14 protein-coding genes are annotated in these 14,213 nt (G+C 65.0%); 9 read left to right on the top strand and 5 right to left on the bottom strand.

Translation table 11 applies throughout. The features are described 5' to 3' along the window. Nucleotides 1–16: 16 nt before the first annotated feature. Nucleotides 17–1,123 (bottom strand): LysM peptidoglycan-binding domain-containing protein, encoded by a 1,107-nt coding sequence (locus P0645_RS07560; RefSeq protein ID WP_284163971.1) that lies wholly within the window; start codon nt 1,121–1,123, stop codon nt 17–19. 299 nt (nt 1,124–1,422) lie between these two features. Between P0645_RS07560 and P0645_RS07555 the strand changes: the two genes are divergently transcribed. Continuing rightward, on the top strand, nt 1,423–2,304 hold the full coding sequence (locus tag P0645_RS07555; RefSeq protein WP_284163970.1) for an SPFH domain-containing protein: 882 nt from the start codon (nt 1,423–1,425) through the stop codon (nt 2,302–2,304). Further along, the gene (locus P0645_RS07550; protein ID WP_284163969.1) at nt 2,304–2,579 is read left to right on the top strand and encodes an NfeD family protein; all 276 of its coding nucleotides are present in this window, start codon (nt 2,304–2,306) and stop codon (nt 2,577–2,579) included. Before P0645_RS07555 ends, P0645_RS07550 begins: the two co-directional genes overlap by 1 nt. A gap of 53 nt (nt 2,580–2,632) precedes the next feature. Here P0645_RS07550 and P0645_RS07545 read toward each other — a convergent pair whose 3' ends face one another. After that, complete coding sequence (locus P0645_RS07545) at nt 2,633–3,391, bottom strand: isocitrate lyase/PEP mutase family protein (RefSeq protein ID WP_284163968.1); 759 nt, start codon at nt 3,389–3,391, stop codon at nt 2,633–2,635. A 111-nt stretch (nt 3,392–3,502) separates the two neighbouring features. On the opposite strand from P0645_RS07545, the gene P0645_RS07540 reads away from it, so the two are divergent. The 5 genes from P0645_RS07540 to P0645_RS07520 all read left to right on the top strand — a co-directional run bounded on the left by P0645_RS07540 (nt 3,503) and on the right by P0645_RS07520 (nt 9,515). Further along, nucleotides 3,503–4,138, top strand: coding sequence for a glutathione S-transferase family protein (locus P0645_RS07540; protein WP_284163967.1), 636 nt, complete (start codon nt 3,503–3,505; stop codon nt 4,136–4,138). A 74-nt stretch (nt 4,139–4,212) separates the two neighbouring features. Next, entirely contained in the window at nt 4,213–4,593 is a 381-nt protein-coding gene (locus P0645_RS07535; RefSeq protein WP_284163966.1) for a DUF8846 family protein, read from the top strand. Between the two features lie 10 nt (nt 4,594–4,603). Further along, nucleotides 4,604–5,755 carry a succinyl-diaminopimelate desuccinylase gene (gene dapE, locus P0645_RS07530; RefSeq protein ID WP_284163965.1) on the top strand — a complete coding sequence of 384 codons (1,152 nt, stop codon included), beginning with the start codon at nt 4,604–4,606 and terminating at the stop codon, nt 5,753–5,755. 180 nt (nt 5,756–5,935) lie between these two features. Then, a complete protein-coding gene (rnr, locus tag P0645_RS07525; RefSeq protein WP_284163964.1) occupies nt 5,936–8,185 on the top strand; it encodes a ribonuclease R in 2,250 nt (749 codons plus the stop codon). Nucleotides 8,186–8,258: 73 nt separating this feature from the next. Further along, on the top strand, nt 8,259–9,515 hold the full coding sequence (locus P0645_RS07520; protein ID WP_502854579.1) for a lytic murein transglycosylase: 1,257 nt from the start codon (nt 8,259–8,261) through the stop codon (nt 9,513–9,515). 268 nt (nt 9,516–9,783) lie between these two features. On the opposite strand, the gene P0645_RS07515 is transcribed toward P0645_RS07520, so the two are convergent. After that, nucleotides 9,784–11,058: a 4-aminobutyrate--2-oxoglutarate transaminase gene (locus P0645_RS07515; protein WP_284163962.1), complete on the bottom strand. Its 1,275-nt coding sequence runs from the start codon at nt 11,056–11,058 to the stop codon at nt 9,784–9,786. Nucleotides 11,059–11,197: 139 nt separating this feature from the next. Here P0645_RS07515 and P0645_RS07510 point away from each other — a divergent pair, with 139 nt between their 5' ends. Both P0645_RS07510 and thpR read left to right on the top strand, forming a co-directional pair. Beyond that, nucleotides 11,198–11,761, top strand: coding sequence for a cupin domain-containing protein (locus tag P0645_RS07510; protein ID WP_284163961.1), 564 nt, complete (start codon nt 11,198–11,200; stop codon nt 11,759–11,761). After that, nucleotides 11,722–12,303, top strand: a complete 582-nt coding sequence (gene thpR, locus P0645_RS07505) for an RNA 2',3'-cyclic phosphodiesterase (RefSeq protein ID WP_284163960.1) — start codon at nt 11,722–11,724, stop codon at nt 12,301–12,303. The genes P0645_RS07510 and thpR overlap by 40 nt, the downstream gene beginning before the upstream one ends. A gap of 66 nt (nt 12,304–12,369) precedes the next feature. Here the strand turns inward: thpR and P0645_RS07500 are convergent, their stop codons facing one another. Together P0645_RS07500 and P0645_RS07495 are read right to left on the bottom strand one after the other, a co-directional pair. Further along, a complete protein-coding gene (locus tag P0645_RS07500; RefSeq protein ID WP_284163959.1) occupies nt 12,370–12,873 on the bottom strand; it encodes an RNA pyrophosphohydrolase in 504 nt (167 codons plus the stop codon). Beyond that, nucleotides 12,870–14,213, bottom strand: a complete 1,344-nt coding sequence (locus P0645_RS07495; protein ID WP_284163958.1) for a S41 family peptidase — start codon at nt 14,211–14,213, stop codon at nt 12,870–12,872. The genes P0645_RS07500 and P0645_RS07495 overlap by 4 nt, the downstream gene beginning before the upstream one ends.

The raw sequence follows: 14,213 nt of genomic DNA, 5'->3' as shown, positions 1-14,213 counted from the left end.
TGGTCCGGCTTGCGGATCACTGCGACGCGAGCTTGTCGTTGGCCTCTTTCAGCGAGCTGGCGACGATGTCGTACCACTCGCCGCTGTCACGCATCTCGTTCAGGCCGCGGTTGAGGTAAGTGAGATATTCGCGGGAATGTGGATTGGATTTGTAGGTCATCACCGCGATGGCCTGGATCGAGGAAATCCGTGGATTTTCGACGATGTCGCCCCCGACGCCCTCGGCCTCCAGCGCCGGATAGGCCGCCTGCGATTCCACCGAGAACACGTCATATTTGTCGGCCATGATGCCCTTGATACAATCCTCCATGTAATCGTCGATCGTGATGGATACGACGGGCTCCATTAGCCCCTGGGCGTCCAGGTCATGGAAGGAATAGCCCTCGGGCCGGCAGATGCGCGCGCCCTTGAGGTCGGCGAAGGTCCTGGCGTTTTCGTACTTGTTGCCCTTCTTGGTGAAGAAGCCGAACACCGCATCATAGAGCGATTCCGAGAAGTCGTAGTTCAGGCACAAATCGCGCGTCATCTCGGAAACCGTGTCGAGCGCGCTGCAATCGGGCTGGTACCAGGCGATCGAGGCATCGAATGCTCCCAGCGGCAACAGGGTTGTCAGGTGCGAATCCCAATCATCCACCCAGTCGATGGCGAACTGCTGGTCGTTTCCGCCGCGCTGCATCGCGGTCGAAACGAGCCGGATCAGGAAGCCACCGCCCGAGAGCCCCTCGTCCGCGAACGGATACCAGTCTCCGCCCGTCACGAAACGGATCTTGGCGCGATACTTGCCCTGGGTATCGCTGGAAACGTTCCCGACCTTCGAGACGGCCGCATCGATCTCGGCGACATCGTCGGTGGCGCTCAGGCGCCCGTCGCCACAAGGGATCACCAATTCCATTCCGGCACTCAGGGCGTTGGGATTGGCGCGCAACTGCTCTGTGTTGGCATTGAAGATCGCCTGATAATCCAGCCGACCGTAGGCCGACATCGAGATCGAGCCGAGCGTGTCACCCTCTTTCACGACATAGCTTGTGCAGGCATCCTGCGCGAAGGCCTGGGTGGCGAGCGCCCCCCAGACCGAAAGGATCAGGAAGCTGCGGCTCGATCCGCAAAACACATCCGTAATCATATTTTCTGCTCCGTCCTGGATTCATCGGTGCCGCTTGACGCGACGCTCCGAAGAGGCTTGCGTCGGAATCAGGCGATAATGCGGCGTTTTTGAACATCTCTTCCACTTTGCGAAAAATTTGAGCAAATTCGGAGATTGTCTCGAGACTCAGGACCGGCAGGGGCGCCTGCGGCGAGCCGCCGGGACCGCCTCCCACCACATTCCAGCCACGAATCGGCGCGCGGCCGAAACCGGTCGGAAGCCACTTGCGCGCGGGTTTCAATCCGATCATTTAAGGGAAGAACAAACGGGAGGGACCCATGATCGGGAACGAGCTTACCGGCGGCAGCGCCGTCTTTCTGGTGCTGGCGCTATTCATACTGCTCTGCATCTGGCTTGGCGTGCGCATCGTGCCGCAGTCGGAAAAGCATGTGGTGGAACGGTTCGGGCGGCTGCGCGCCGTTCTGGGGCCGGGGATCAACTTCATCATTCCGTTCCTCGACCGGGTCCGCCACAAGATCTCGGTCCTTGAACGGCAGCTTCCGACCCACAAGCAGGATGCGATCACCGCCGACAACGTGCTGGTGACGGTCGACACGAGCGTCTTCTACAGGATCACGGAACCGGAAAAGACCGTCTACCGCATCCGTGACGTGGACGCGGCCATCGCCACCACGGTCGCAGGCATCGTCCGGGCCGAGATCGGCACGATGGACCTCGATCACGTCCAATCGAACCGTTCGAGCCTGATCGCCAAGATCCGCGATGCACTCGCACAGGTGGTGGATGACTGGGGGATCGAGGTGACGCGGGTCGAAATCCTTGACGTCAATCTCGACGAGGCGACGCGGTCCGCCATGCTCCAGCAGCTCAACGCCGAACGGGCGCGCCGCGCGCAGGTGACCGAGGCCGAAGGCAAGAAGCGCGCTGTGGAACTGTCGGCAGATGCCGAACTCTACGCGGCCGAGCAGGTCGCCAAGGCGCGCCGGATCACGGCGGATGCCGAAGCCTACGCGACCGGTGTCGTGGCGCAGGCGATCAAGGAAAACGGCATCGAGGCCGCGCAATATCAGGTCGCGCTCAAGCAGGTCGAGGCGCTCTCAGCGGTGGCCGCCGGGCAGGGCTCGCAGACCGTCATCGTTCCGGCATCGGCGCTTGAGGCCTTCGGCGATGCGTTCAAGCTTCTGAAGGGGCGCGGCTGATGGAACTTTGGCAAGAATGGTGGGTCTGGGTTGCCGCGGGCGGCGTGCTGGCGATCCTTGAGGTGATGGTCTCGGGCTATGTGCTCCTCGGCTTTGCCATCGGCGCGGTGCTGACCGGCCTTCTCATCGCGCTTGGCGTGCTTGGCGACTGGATGTCACCCATGGTCCTGGTCTTCGCGATCGCCTCGCTTGCCGCCTGGCTGATCCTGCGCCGCCTTTTCGGGCTGCCGCGCGACCGGGTGAAGATCTTCGAGCACGATATCAACGAGAACTGAAAAAGGGCGGCGCAAGCCGCCCTTCCTTCGCCCGCTGCCTCTGACTGACCTTTTCAGGTCAAGGCCCGATAGCGCGCCGCGAGCTCGGTCATCGCAGTCCGATAGGGCCCCGGCCCGTAGCTCGCGCGCGCCACTCCAAGCGCGGCGGCATCGCTGATCCGCCCGAGCGCCCCCATCATCATCACATTCACCGGCAATCGAACGGATGAGGTGATCGCCCGGATGAGGCCATGGTCGGTCAGCCCGGGAACGAAGAAGCCGTCCGCACCCGCAGCAGCATAGGCCTCCGCCCTGTGCAGGGCCTCCGCCACGCAGCCCTCTTGCGCGGCAGGATCGGCGTTCAGGAAAAGGTCCGTGCGCGCGTTGATGAAGAGGGGAAGATCGGCCTCGCGCGCCGCCTCGCGGATCGCCCGGATCCGGGCAGCCTGAACCTCGACCGGATAAAGCCCCTCGCCGCGCACGATCCGGTCCTCGAAATTGATCCCGACCGCGCCGGTGCGAATCAACCGCGCCACATTCGCCGCCAGACCAGCAGCGTCGGAGGCATAGCCGCCCTCGAAATCGACGCTGACCGGAACATCGACCGACCGGACGATGCGCCCGACGATCACAAGCAGCAGATCGAGCGGGATCGCCTCGCCGTCGGCAAAGCCATGGGCCGCCGCGACCGACCAGCTTCCGGTCGCCACCGCCGGCGCCCCGGCATCGGCCAATGCCTTCGCGCCGCCCGCATCCCAGATATTGTAAAGGACAAGCGGCGCGCCCGCCCGGTGCAGCGACCTGAACATCATCGCTTTGTCTTTCTGGCTCATCGTAGCGCGCTCCTCTTGCTGTCCGCCTTGTGCATTCTGAATCGGCTTTCGGCGTTGTCTCGGTCGGCCAGCCCTGTATGTTCACGTTATGTTCATTTGAGGTGGATTGCCATGACCTATGTTCTCCATCAGATGCCCGGCTGGGGCTCGGCGCTCGTCGAATTGCAACTCGCGTGGTACGGGCTGCCGTGCGCGCTGATCGAGACCGGTGACCTGTTTGACAGCGCCGAGGCGCGGGAAAGGCTCGGCAAGCTCAATCCGCGCGCCCAGATCCCGACCCTGATCCTGCCGTCCGGCGAGGTGATGACCGAAAGCGCCGCGATCACCCTGCACCTGGCCGACGTCACCGGGCGCGACGACCTGGTGCCCGGCCCCGGGGCGACGGAGCGGGCGGCCTTCCTGCGCTGGTTGGTCTTCATCGTCGCCAATATCTATCCCTGCCACACGTTCGCCGACGATCCTTCGCGCTTCGTCGCCGATCCTGAAGCAGCGAAGGCCTATCGGGTGCGGATCGACGATCATCACCGGACGCTCTGGCGCGAGGTCGCTGCCGTCGTGGCAGATCGCGGCGGCCCCTGGTTCCTCGGGCACAGGTTCAGCGCGCTCGACCTCTATCTCGCGGTGCTGACCAACTGGCGGCCGGGAAAGGACTGGTTTGCGACCGAAGCGCCAGGCCTTCTGGCCATCGGCCGCGCGGCGGCCGGCCGGCCGGAGGTGGCCGGCGCGATGAAGCGCAACTTCGGCTAGGCTGCGCGCGGAGAGTTGCACCTTTTCGCCCGCGCGCTTAGGGTCCGGCGCGATCCCGCTCAAGGAACGTCCGCATGACCGATGACAGCGACAAGACCGACCGTCCGGCCAAGATCAAACGTCCGCAGCAGGTCTATACACTGCTTGTCGAGGTCGGCCGCAAGGACGGCGACGGGCTGCCCAAGGGCGCAACCGGCGCAGCGCTTCTGTGCTATTCGACCGGCGTAAGCGAGGAAGAAGCGGTACGTGAATGCGTGGCAGTGCTGAAGCAGGCCGATATGGCGCCGCTGGATGTCACCGCATACGGCACCCCTGAGGAGCGCGTGGCGCAGGGCCATGAGGTCGACGCGGACGAGCGCGAACTGATGGACCGGGCGCTTGCGGAGAATGCGGTCATCGTCGTGCAGGCAACGCCGTTCTACGACGAGGAAAGCCGCGCCGCGACCTTGCACTGAGGCCAGGATCATGTCCCACCTTCCCGTCGACCCCGTCGCGCTGACCGCCGACCTCATCCGCTGCCCCTCGGTCACGCCGGAGGAAGGCGGCGCGCTGCAGCTTCTGGAAAGTCTGCTTGCTGGCGCGGGCTTTGACTGCACGCGCGTCGACCGAAACGGCACGCCGAACCTTTTCGCCCGCTGGGGGCGTCCGGGCGCCAATCGAACCTTCGGCTTCAACGGCCATACCGATGTGGTGCCCGTTGGCGATGCCGCCGCCTGGACCCGCGATCCCTTCTGCGGCGAGATTCACGACGGCTGGCTCTGGGGGCGTGGCGCCACCGACATGAAATCGGGTGTGGCGGCCTTCGTGGCGGCAGCCATCGATTTCGTCCGCACGACCCCGCCCGACGGCGCGATCATCCTGACGATCACCGGAGACGAGGAAGGGCCGGGCAAGGATGGCACGGTCGCACTCCTCGACTGGATGAAGGCCAAGGGCGAGGCCATGTCGGTCTGCCTCGTCGGCGAGCCGACCAGCCCCGAACGGCTGGGCGACATGATGAAGATCGGTCGGCGCGGCTCGCTGTCATGCCACATCGAGGCGGCCGGGGTGCAGGGCCATTCCGCCTATCCGCACCGGGCGAAGAACCCGCTGCACGCGCTGGTGCGGTTGCTCGACCGGCTCGCCACGCATGAGCTTGACCGGGGGACGGACCATTTCGATGCCTCGACGATTGCCCTGACCACCATCGACTGCGGCAACCCGGCAGGGAACGTGATCCCTGCCCGCGCCAGCGCCCGGCTGAACATCCGCTTCAACGACGCCCATTCCGGTGCCTCGCTGTCGGACTGGCTCAAGGCCGAGGCCGCGCGCGCAGAGGCCGAGACCGGCGTGAGCTTCACGCTCTCGATCGACATATCGGGCGAAAGCTTCCTGACCCCGCCGGGCGATTTCACCCGGCTTGTCGCCGGATCGGTCAGGGCCGAAACCGGGCTCGACCCCGCGCTTTCGACCTCCGGCGGCACGTCGGACGCGCGTTTCGTCAAGGACCATTGCCCGGTGGTGGAGTTCGGCCTCGTCGGCAAGACCATGCATCAGGTCGACGAACGTGTGGAGGTGGCACAGATCGGCCAGCTCAAGGCGATCTACGGGCGGATACTGGCCGATTATTTCGCCTGACCGTCTTTCTGAAGGAAGGGCGAGGGGACTTGCCGTCCCCTCGCGCTCCCCTGCGGATATTTGGACCAGAATGAAGGCAGCTTTCACTGTGGCGCAAATATCCTCGGGGGTGTGGGGGCAGACAGCCCCCACCCGCGCTTTCCGCATGACGGCGGCTGCGTTGCATGCTAGGCCGCGCCCATGAGAGAGCTTCCCTCCAAGGCTGATATCCTCGCCTGGATCGCCGAAAACCCCGGCGAGACGGGCAAGCGCGACATTGCCAAGGCGTTCGCCATCAAGGGCGCCCAGAGGATCGAGCTGAAGCGGCTTCTGAAGGAACTGGAAGCCGAGGGGCAGCTGCAAAAACGCCGCCGGTCCTACCGCGACCCCGACGCCCTGCCGCCGGTCGGGGTTCTGACCATGCTCGCGCCCGACGCGTCCGGCGATCTTTTCGCCCGCCCCCAGGACTGGCAGGGCGACGGGCCCGCGCCCCGCGTCCTTTTCATCCCGCGCAAGGGCGATCCGGCACTTGGACAGGGCGACCACATTCTTGCCAAGCTTCTCCCCGTCAAGGCACCGGACCATGCCTATGAGGCGCGCCTGATCCGCAAGATCGGCACCAACCCTATCCGCATCGTCGGCCTTTTCCGCAAGGGGGCCGAAGGCGGAAGGATCATCCCGGTCGACAAGGGCGCCGAGAAGGAATGGCTGGTCGCCGCCGACGCGACCCTCAGCGCAAAGGACGGCGAACTGGTGGAGGCAGAACTGGCCGGACCGAAAGGCCGCATGGGCCTGCCGCGCGCCCGCGTCGTCGAGGTGCTGGGCGATCCGTCGGCGCCGAGGGCCGTCTCGCTCATCGCGATCCACCAGCATGGCATCCCCGACCATTTCCCCGACGCGGTGATCGCCGAGGCGGATGCGATGGAACCCGCGCCGCTCGGTGATCGCGAAGACCTGCGCCATCTGCCCTTCCTGACCATCGACCCGGCCGACGCCCGCGACCGCGACGATGCGGTCTATGCGCATGGCGACGAGGACCCGAAGAACCAGGGCGGCTTCATCCTCTGGGTCGCCATCGCCGATGTCGCCCATTATGTCACGCCCCAGTCCGCGCTGGACCGCGAGGCGCGCAAGCGCGGCAATTCCACCTATTTCCCCGACCGGGTCGTGCCGATGCTGCCCGACCGTCTGTCGGGCGATCTCTGTTCGCTGCATGAGAATGTCGACCGGACGGTGCTGGCGGTCTGGATGAAGATCGACGCGCACGGCAACAAGCTGTCGCACCGGTTCACGCGCGGCCTCATCCGCTCGCGCGCCTCGCTCGACTATGAGGAGGTCCAGGCGGCACAGGATGGCGCACCGAACGACCGTACTGCGGATCTGATGGACCATGTCCGGCCGCTTTATGGCGCCTATGACGCGCTGAAGAAGGCCCGCGCCGCGCGCCAGCCGCTCGACCTCGACCTGCCGGAGCGCAGGATCCAGCTTTCCGATGACGGCCATGTCACTTCGGTCGCCTTCAAGGAACGGTTCGACGCCCACCGGCTGATCGAGGAGGCGATGATCCTCGCGAATGTCGCCGCCGCCGAGGAATTGATCCGGCTGCGCCGCCCGCTCCTCTTCCGCATCCACGAAGAGCCGAGCCCCGAAAAGATCGACGCCCTGCGCGAGGTGGCGGAGGCGTCGGGCTTCACGCTCGCCAAGGGGCAGGTCTTGAAGACCTCGGCGCTCAACCGGCTTCTGAAACAATCGGAAGGGACGGAGTTCGACGAGCTTCTGAACATCACCATGCTGCGGTCGATGACCCAGGCCTATTATCACCCCCAGAATTTCGGCCATTTCGGGCTCGCGCTCGGGAATTACGCCCATTTCACCTCGCCGATCCGGCGTTATTCCGACCTGATCGTTCACCGGGCGCTGATCTCGGGCCATGGCTGGGGCAAGGACGGGCTGTCGGCGGCGGATGTCGAGATGCTGGAGGAAACCGCCCGGCAGATTTCCGACACCGAACGACGATCGATGGCGGCGGAGCGTGATACGACCGACCGTTATCTGGCTGCCTATCTGTCGGGCCGCGTCGGCGCCGAATTCCCCGGCCGGATCAGCGGCGTGCAGAAGTTCGGGCTTTTCGTGAAGCTTGACGAGACCGGCGCCGACGGGCTGATACCCATCCGGTCGGTCGGGCGCGAATTCTTCCATTACGACCCCGACGGCCTGACCCTGACCGGCGCCGATAGCGGCCTGAGGATCGGGCTTGGCCAGAAGGTCACGGTGCGGCTGGCCGAGGCGGTACCGGTCACCGGAGGACTTGCGCTCGAGCTTCTGGAGATCGAGGGCGCGCCCCTGCCCGGCGGCGGGCTGAAGCGCGGGCGGCGCACGGCGCGCAAACCCGGCCAGGCCCGCGCGCGCGATGCGAAGGCCCGTCGCAAGGTCGAGCGGCGCAGGCGCTGATCCGCCGTTTGCGCCCGCCCCCCTTTTCGCGCAGCGCCGGGCAGGCTAGGCTTGCCGAAAAGAAAGCAGCCCGATGATCCGACCAACAGGCCCGATTACCCTTCTTCTGTCGCTTGCCGCTCTGCCCGCCCTCGCCGCGCAGCCCGCCCCGCCCTTAGGAGCTCCGCCCATGTCCACCGGTCCCGAGGCGCTGATCACCGTGGGCAGCGAAGCGGGCTTCGACCGCTGGGTCGAGGCTTTCCGCCCCCGTGCGCTGGCCCGCGGCATCAGCGAGGCGCTCTTCGACCGGGCCTTCAGGGGCGTCACTTACGACCCCTATGTTGTTGAAAAGGACCGCAATCAGGGTGAATTCGTCAAGCCGATCTGGGACTATCTCGACAAGGCAGTGTCGGACGAAAGGGTGGCAAACGGCAGGAAGGCGCTGAAGAAATACGCCCGCCTTCTGAAACAGATCGAGGCGGCCTACGGGGTAGAGAAAGAAATCGTCGTCGCGGTCTGGGGGTTGGAAAGCTCCTACGGCGCAAACCGGGGCAACCGGCCGCTGATCCAGTCCCTCGCAACACTGGCCTATGACGGTCGGCGCGGCAGCTTCTTCGAAAGCCAGCTGATCGCGGCCCTGAAGATCATTCAGGCGGGCAATGTGGCGCCGGACGACATGACCGGAAGCTGGGCAGGCGCCATGGGCCATACCCAGTTCATCCCGACCTCCTACCTTGCCTTCGCGGTCGATTTCACCGGCGATGGCAAGCGCGACATCTGGTCGGATGACCCGAGCGACGCGCTCGCCTCGACCGCCGCCTATCTGGCGAAGTCGGGCTGGCGCAAGGGCGTGCGCTGGGGCACCGAGGTGCAGCTTCCGTCCGATTTCAATGTCGATCTGACCGGCGACGGGGTGAAGAAGAGCGCTGCAGACTGGGCCGCGCTCGGCGTGCGCGACATGGGCGGGAAAGTCGTCAAGGAGGGCGGGGCAGCCTCGATCCTGCTGCCTGCGGGCGCGCGCGGCGCGGCCTTCATGATCTTTCCGAACTTCCGTGCCATCGAACGCTACAATGCCGCGGACGCCTATGTGATCGCCGTAGGCCATCTTGCCGACCGGTTGAAGGGCGGCGCACCCATTAAGGCCCAGTGGCCGCGCGAGGACCGGGCATTGACCCTGACAGAACGTGTCGAACTGCAAGAGCGCCTGACGCAGGCAGGTTTCGACACGGGAGGCGCCGACGGCAAGATCGGTCCGAAGACGATCGCGGCGGTCAAATCCTTCCAGCGCGCGATCGGCATGATCCCCGATGGCTATGCAAGTCTCGACATCCTGAAGCGGCTACGGGGATGAGAGGCCGGGGGTTTCACACCCCCGGACCCCCGTGGGATATTTGAAAACGGAAGCGGCAAGGTTTCGTTAACCACCTTCGCCTAGACTCGAGGAACGGTACAGGCGGGGACGCCGATGACCGTAACGGAAGAGGCGCCCCGGTTGTCATGACCGGGGCGTTTTGATCTCTTCCGTTTCCAAATATCCCCGCCGGAGGCGCGCGCGCCGCAGCTTTCGGCTGCGGCGCCACGAAAAGACTTGAGGCCGCAGGCCTCGCCTTTGGATCACGTCAGGCGCGGGCCGCGCGGATGGAATCTTCGAGCTTTCCGAGCGCTTCGGTGAAGATCTCGTCCTGGATGGTGATCGGCGACAGGAAGCGGATCACATTGCCATGGACACCGCAGGTCAGAAGGATCAGCCCGCGCTTCAGCGCCTCCAGCCGGACCTTGTTGGCGAAGTCGGCCGACGGCTTGCCGGTCCTGGCATCGTTGAACTCGACCGCGTTCATGAAGCCCGGGCCACGGATATCGACGATCTCAGGCACTTCGGCGCGCAGCATTTCCAGATGCTGTTTCAGCCGCGAGCCAAGCTGGTTGGCGCGGTCGCAAAGCCCCTCCTCCTCAATCACGTCGAGGACAGCATTCGCCGCCGCGATGCCCATGGGCGAGCCGCCATAGGTGCCGCCGAGGCCGCCCGGGCCGGGGGCATCCATCACGTCCGCCCGGCCGACGACGGCGGCGAGCGGAAAGCCGCCGGCAAGTGCCTTGGCCATGGTCATCAGGTCGGGCTGCACGTCATAATGCTCCATCGCGAACATCTTGCCGGTGCGGGCAAAGCCGGTCTGGACCTCGTCGGCAATGAGAAGGATGCCGTGTTCGTCACAGATCGCGCGGAGCGCCTTGAAGAACTCGCGCGGCGCCTCGTAGAAACCGCCTTCGCCCTGCACCGGTTCAAGGATGATCGCGGCGACGCGCTTGGGATCGACATCGGCCTTGAAGAGATAGTTCAGCGTATCGAGCGACTGTTCGACCGATACGCCATGCAGCGGCACCGGGAAGGGGACGTGGAAGACATCGTTCGGCATCGCGCCGAAGCCCACCTTGTAGGGCACGACCTTGCCGGTCAGCGCCATGCCCATGAAAGTGCGGCCATGGAAGGCGCCGGTGAAGGCGATCACTGCCTGACGGCCGGTTGCCGCGCGGGCGATCTTGACCGCATTCTCCACCGCCTCGGCACCGGTCGTCACGAAGACCGCCTTCTTCTCGCCCTTGATCGGCGCGATGGCGGTCAGGCGCTCGGCCAGACGCACATAGTTCTCATAGGGCACCACCTGGTGGCAGGTGTGGGTGAAATGGTCGAGCTGATCCTTGACCGCCGCGATCACCTTGGGATGGCGGTGGCCGGTGTTCACCACGGCGATCCCGGCCGCAAAGTCGATATAGCGGTTGCCTTCCTTGTCCCACAGTTCGGCATTCTCGGCCTTGTCGACGAAGACTTGCGTCATGACACCGACACCGCGCGACATGGCGGCCTTGCGGCGGGCTTCGATTTCGGCGTTCTTCATGGCAGTTCCCCTTGAAAGGCCGCGCCGCCCCTCCGGGCCCCGCGTCGGCGTGCGTTCAATATTATGTATTGACGGAAAATAAATTTATCTTTCTCCCGGCCGACCCGCAAGCTATTTCATGCATATGGAAGGAGCATCCATGACATTCGATACCGGTGCGCGGCTGAAGGCCGAACGCGAGGCCCGCAAATTGTCGCAGCGCCAGCTTGCGGCGCTCGCGGGCGTGACGGCGGCGATGATCTCGATGATCGAGCAGAACCGGACAAGCCCCTCGATCGGCACGCTGAAGAAGATCCTCAGCGGTCTCAACATGCCGCTGTCGGCCTTCTTCGCCGAGGATGAGCCCGCCGCCACCAAATGGCATTTCACCCACGAGGAATTCCGGGAAATCACGCCGCCGGGCGGGTCTGCCGACCCAAAGATCAGCTTCCTGCGCGTGGGCCATACGACCGACAGCGCGCTTCTGGTTCTCTATGAACATTACAAGCCCGGCGCCGACACCGGCCCCGACCTGTACAGCCACGAATCGGAAGAGGCAGGCGTGGTGGTCGAGGGCCAGATCGAACTGACCGTCGGCACAGAGACGCGGCTTCTGAAGACCGGGGACGGCTATCATTTCAACAGCCGCCAGCCACACCGGTTCCGCAACCCGGGGCCCGGCGATTGCGTGATCGTCTCGGGCTGCACGCCGCCGACCTTCTGACCATGCGGCTCTTTCTGGCGATCCCGCTGCCCGAACCGGTCTCGGCCCGGCTTTCGGAAGTCGCCTCGCGCCTCAAGATCGGCCGCCCGCTGCCCGAAGAGAACCTGCATCTGACGATCGCCTTTCTGGGCGAACAGCGCGAGCCCGTGCTGGAAGAGCTTCACTATGAGCTTGAACGGATAGGCCAGCAGGCCTTTCCAGTCGTTTTCGGCCCGCTCGGTACCTTTGGTGACAGCCCCGGAACGGTACATGCGGAAGTCCTGCTGTCGGAAGGACTGAGATCGCTTCACCGGTCGGTGATGGGGGCGGTGCACAACGCAGGTGTGACGCTTGAGCGGCGGCGGTTCCGCCCGCATGTGACGATCGCCCGCCTGCCCCGTCATTCTGCCCCCGGCGATCACGCCGAGGTCGCGCGCTTTCTGGGGGTTCATGCCGCGACGCCGCTTCCGGGTTTCACGGCGGACCGGCTGGTCCTTTACCGGTCCTGGCTGCGCCCCGAAGGCGCGCTTTACGAGGAGTTGGCCGATTATCCGCTGGGCTAGCTGCTCATCCAGCCCTGCGGCCTGTCTTCGCACGAGGAGCGCACGACGTGCGACGACGAGTGCCCCTCAGGCCAGATAGGCGCGAAAGGCCGCCACCACCTCGTCATAGACCTTGCGCTTGAACGGCACGATCGAAGCGATCAGCTCGTCGGCCGTCACCCATTTCCACTCGGAAAATTCGGGATGTTGGGTGGCGATATCGATCTGATCGTCGCGGCCGAGAAAGCGGTAGAGGAACCATTTCTGCCTCTGCCCGCGATACTTGCCGCCCCAGACCTTGCCGACAAGGTGATCGGGCAGGTCGTAGGTGATCCAGCCATGGGTCTTGCCGACGAACTCGACAAGATCGGCCACCACCCCGGTTTCTTCCCAAAGCTCGCGCAGCGCGGCGGCGCGCGGCTTTTCGTCCTTGTCGATCCCGCCCTGCGGCATCTGCCAGGCCGCGACGTCGCTGTCCTTGCGCTGGCCTGCAAAGATCCGGCCAGTGCTATCGATCAGCATCACGCCCACGCAGGGCCGGTAGGGCAGGTCATCCGTCGCAGCCGACCCGCCCAAATCGCTTCCGCTCATTCCGTCCCCTGCGACACGGCGAGGCCTTTGATGATGTCGATCGCATAGGCCATCTGATAATCGTCCTGGCGGCGCTTGGCGGCCTCCTCGGCTGCCTTCTGCTCCTCCTCGAAGACCTTCTTCTCGTCCTCGCTCATCGAATCGTTCGACAGCGCGCCGCGCAGGTCCGCCTCGGACCGCTGGCGCTTGGCGATGCTCTCGGGCGTGTCCTCGCCGGTGGCCGAGGTATCGACCTTCGGCTGTTCGACCACGATATCGGGCGAGATGCCCAGCGCCTGGATCGAGCGACCCGAGGGGGTGTAATAGCGCGCCGTCGTCAGGCGCATGGCCGCATCGCCCTTGAGCGGCACGATGGTCTGGACCGAGCCCTTGCCGAAGCTCTTGGTGCCGACGACGATCGCCCGGTGATGGTCCTGCAGCGCGCCGGTGACGATCTCGGAGGCCGAGGCCGAGCCGCCGTTGATCAGCACCACGATCGGCTTGCCCTGCGCCAGGTCGCCCGGTTCGGCATTGAACCGTTCGCTGTCCTCGGGTTTGCGCCCGCGGGTCGAGACGATCTCGCCCTTGTCGAGGAAGGCGTCCGACACCGCCACGGCCTGGGTCAGAAGCCCGCCCGGATTGTTGCGCAGGTCGATGACAAAGCCACGGACCTTGTCGATGCCCCCAAGCTCTTCGACGGACTTCTTGATCCCTTCCTCGATGCCCGCATAGGTCTGTTCGCTGAAGGTCGTGACCCGCAGGATCACGGTATTTTCTTCAGTCCGCGGTTTCACGGCGGCGATCTTGATCGTCTCTCGGGTGATCGTCACGTCGAACGGCTCGTCCGACCCCTCGCGGGCGATGGTGATGGTGATCTCCGACCCGACGGGGCCGCGCATCATGTCCACCGCCTCGTCGAGCGTGAGCCCCAGAAGGCTGTCGCCGTTCACATGGGTGATGAAGTCGCCTGCCTGGATGCCGGCTTCCGCCGCGGGCGTCCCGTCGATCGGCGACACGACCTTCACGAATCCGTCCTGCTGGGTCACTTCAATCCCGAGGCCGCCGAACTCGCCGCGCGTCGTTTCACGCATGTCGGAATAGGCTTCGGACGGCAGGTAGGAGGAGTGCGGGTCAAGCGAGGTCAGCATGCCGTTGATTGCCGCCTCGATCAGCTCGCGCTCGTCGACCTCTTCCACATATTGCGCGCGGATCCTCTCGAATATGTCGCCGAAAAGATCGAGCTGCTCGTAGACCGAGGCGGGCTTGGTGTTTTCCTGCGCGACCAGCGGTGCTGCCACCTGCGTGGTAAGCGCAATGCCCGCCACCGTGCCGAGAAGCGCGGAGTAGAGGTATTTCTTCAT

The organism is Frigidibacter sp. SD6-1, assembly GCF_030143255.1.
Classification (GTDB): domain Bacteria; phylum Pseudomonadota; class Alphaproteobacteria; order Rhodobacterales; family Rhodobacteraceae; genus TMP-24.
This window is presented reverse-complemented; position numbering and strand designations above follow the sequence as displayed.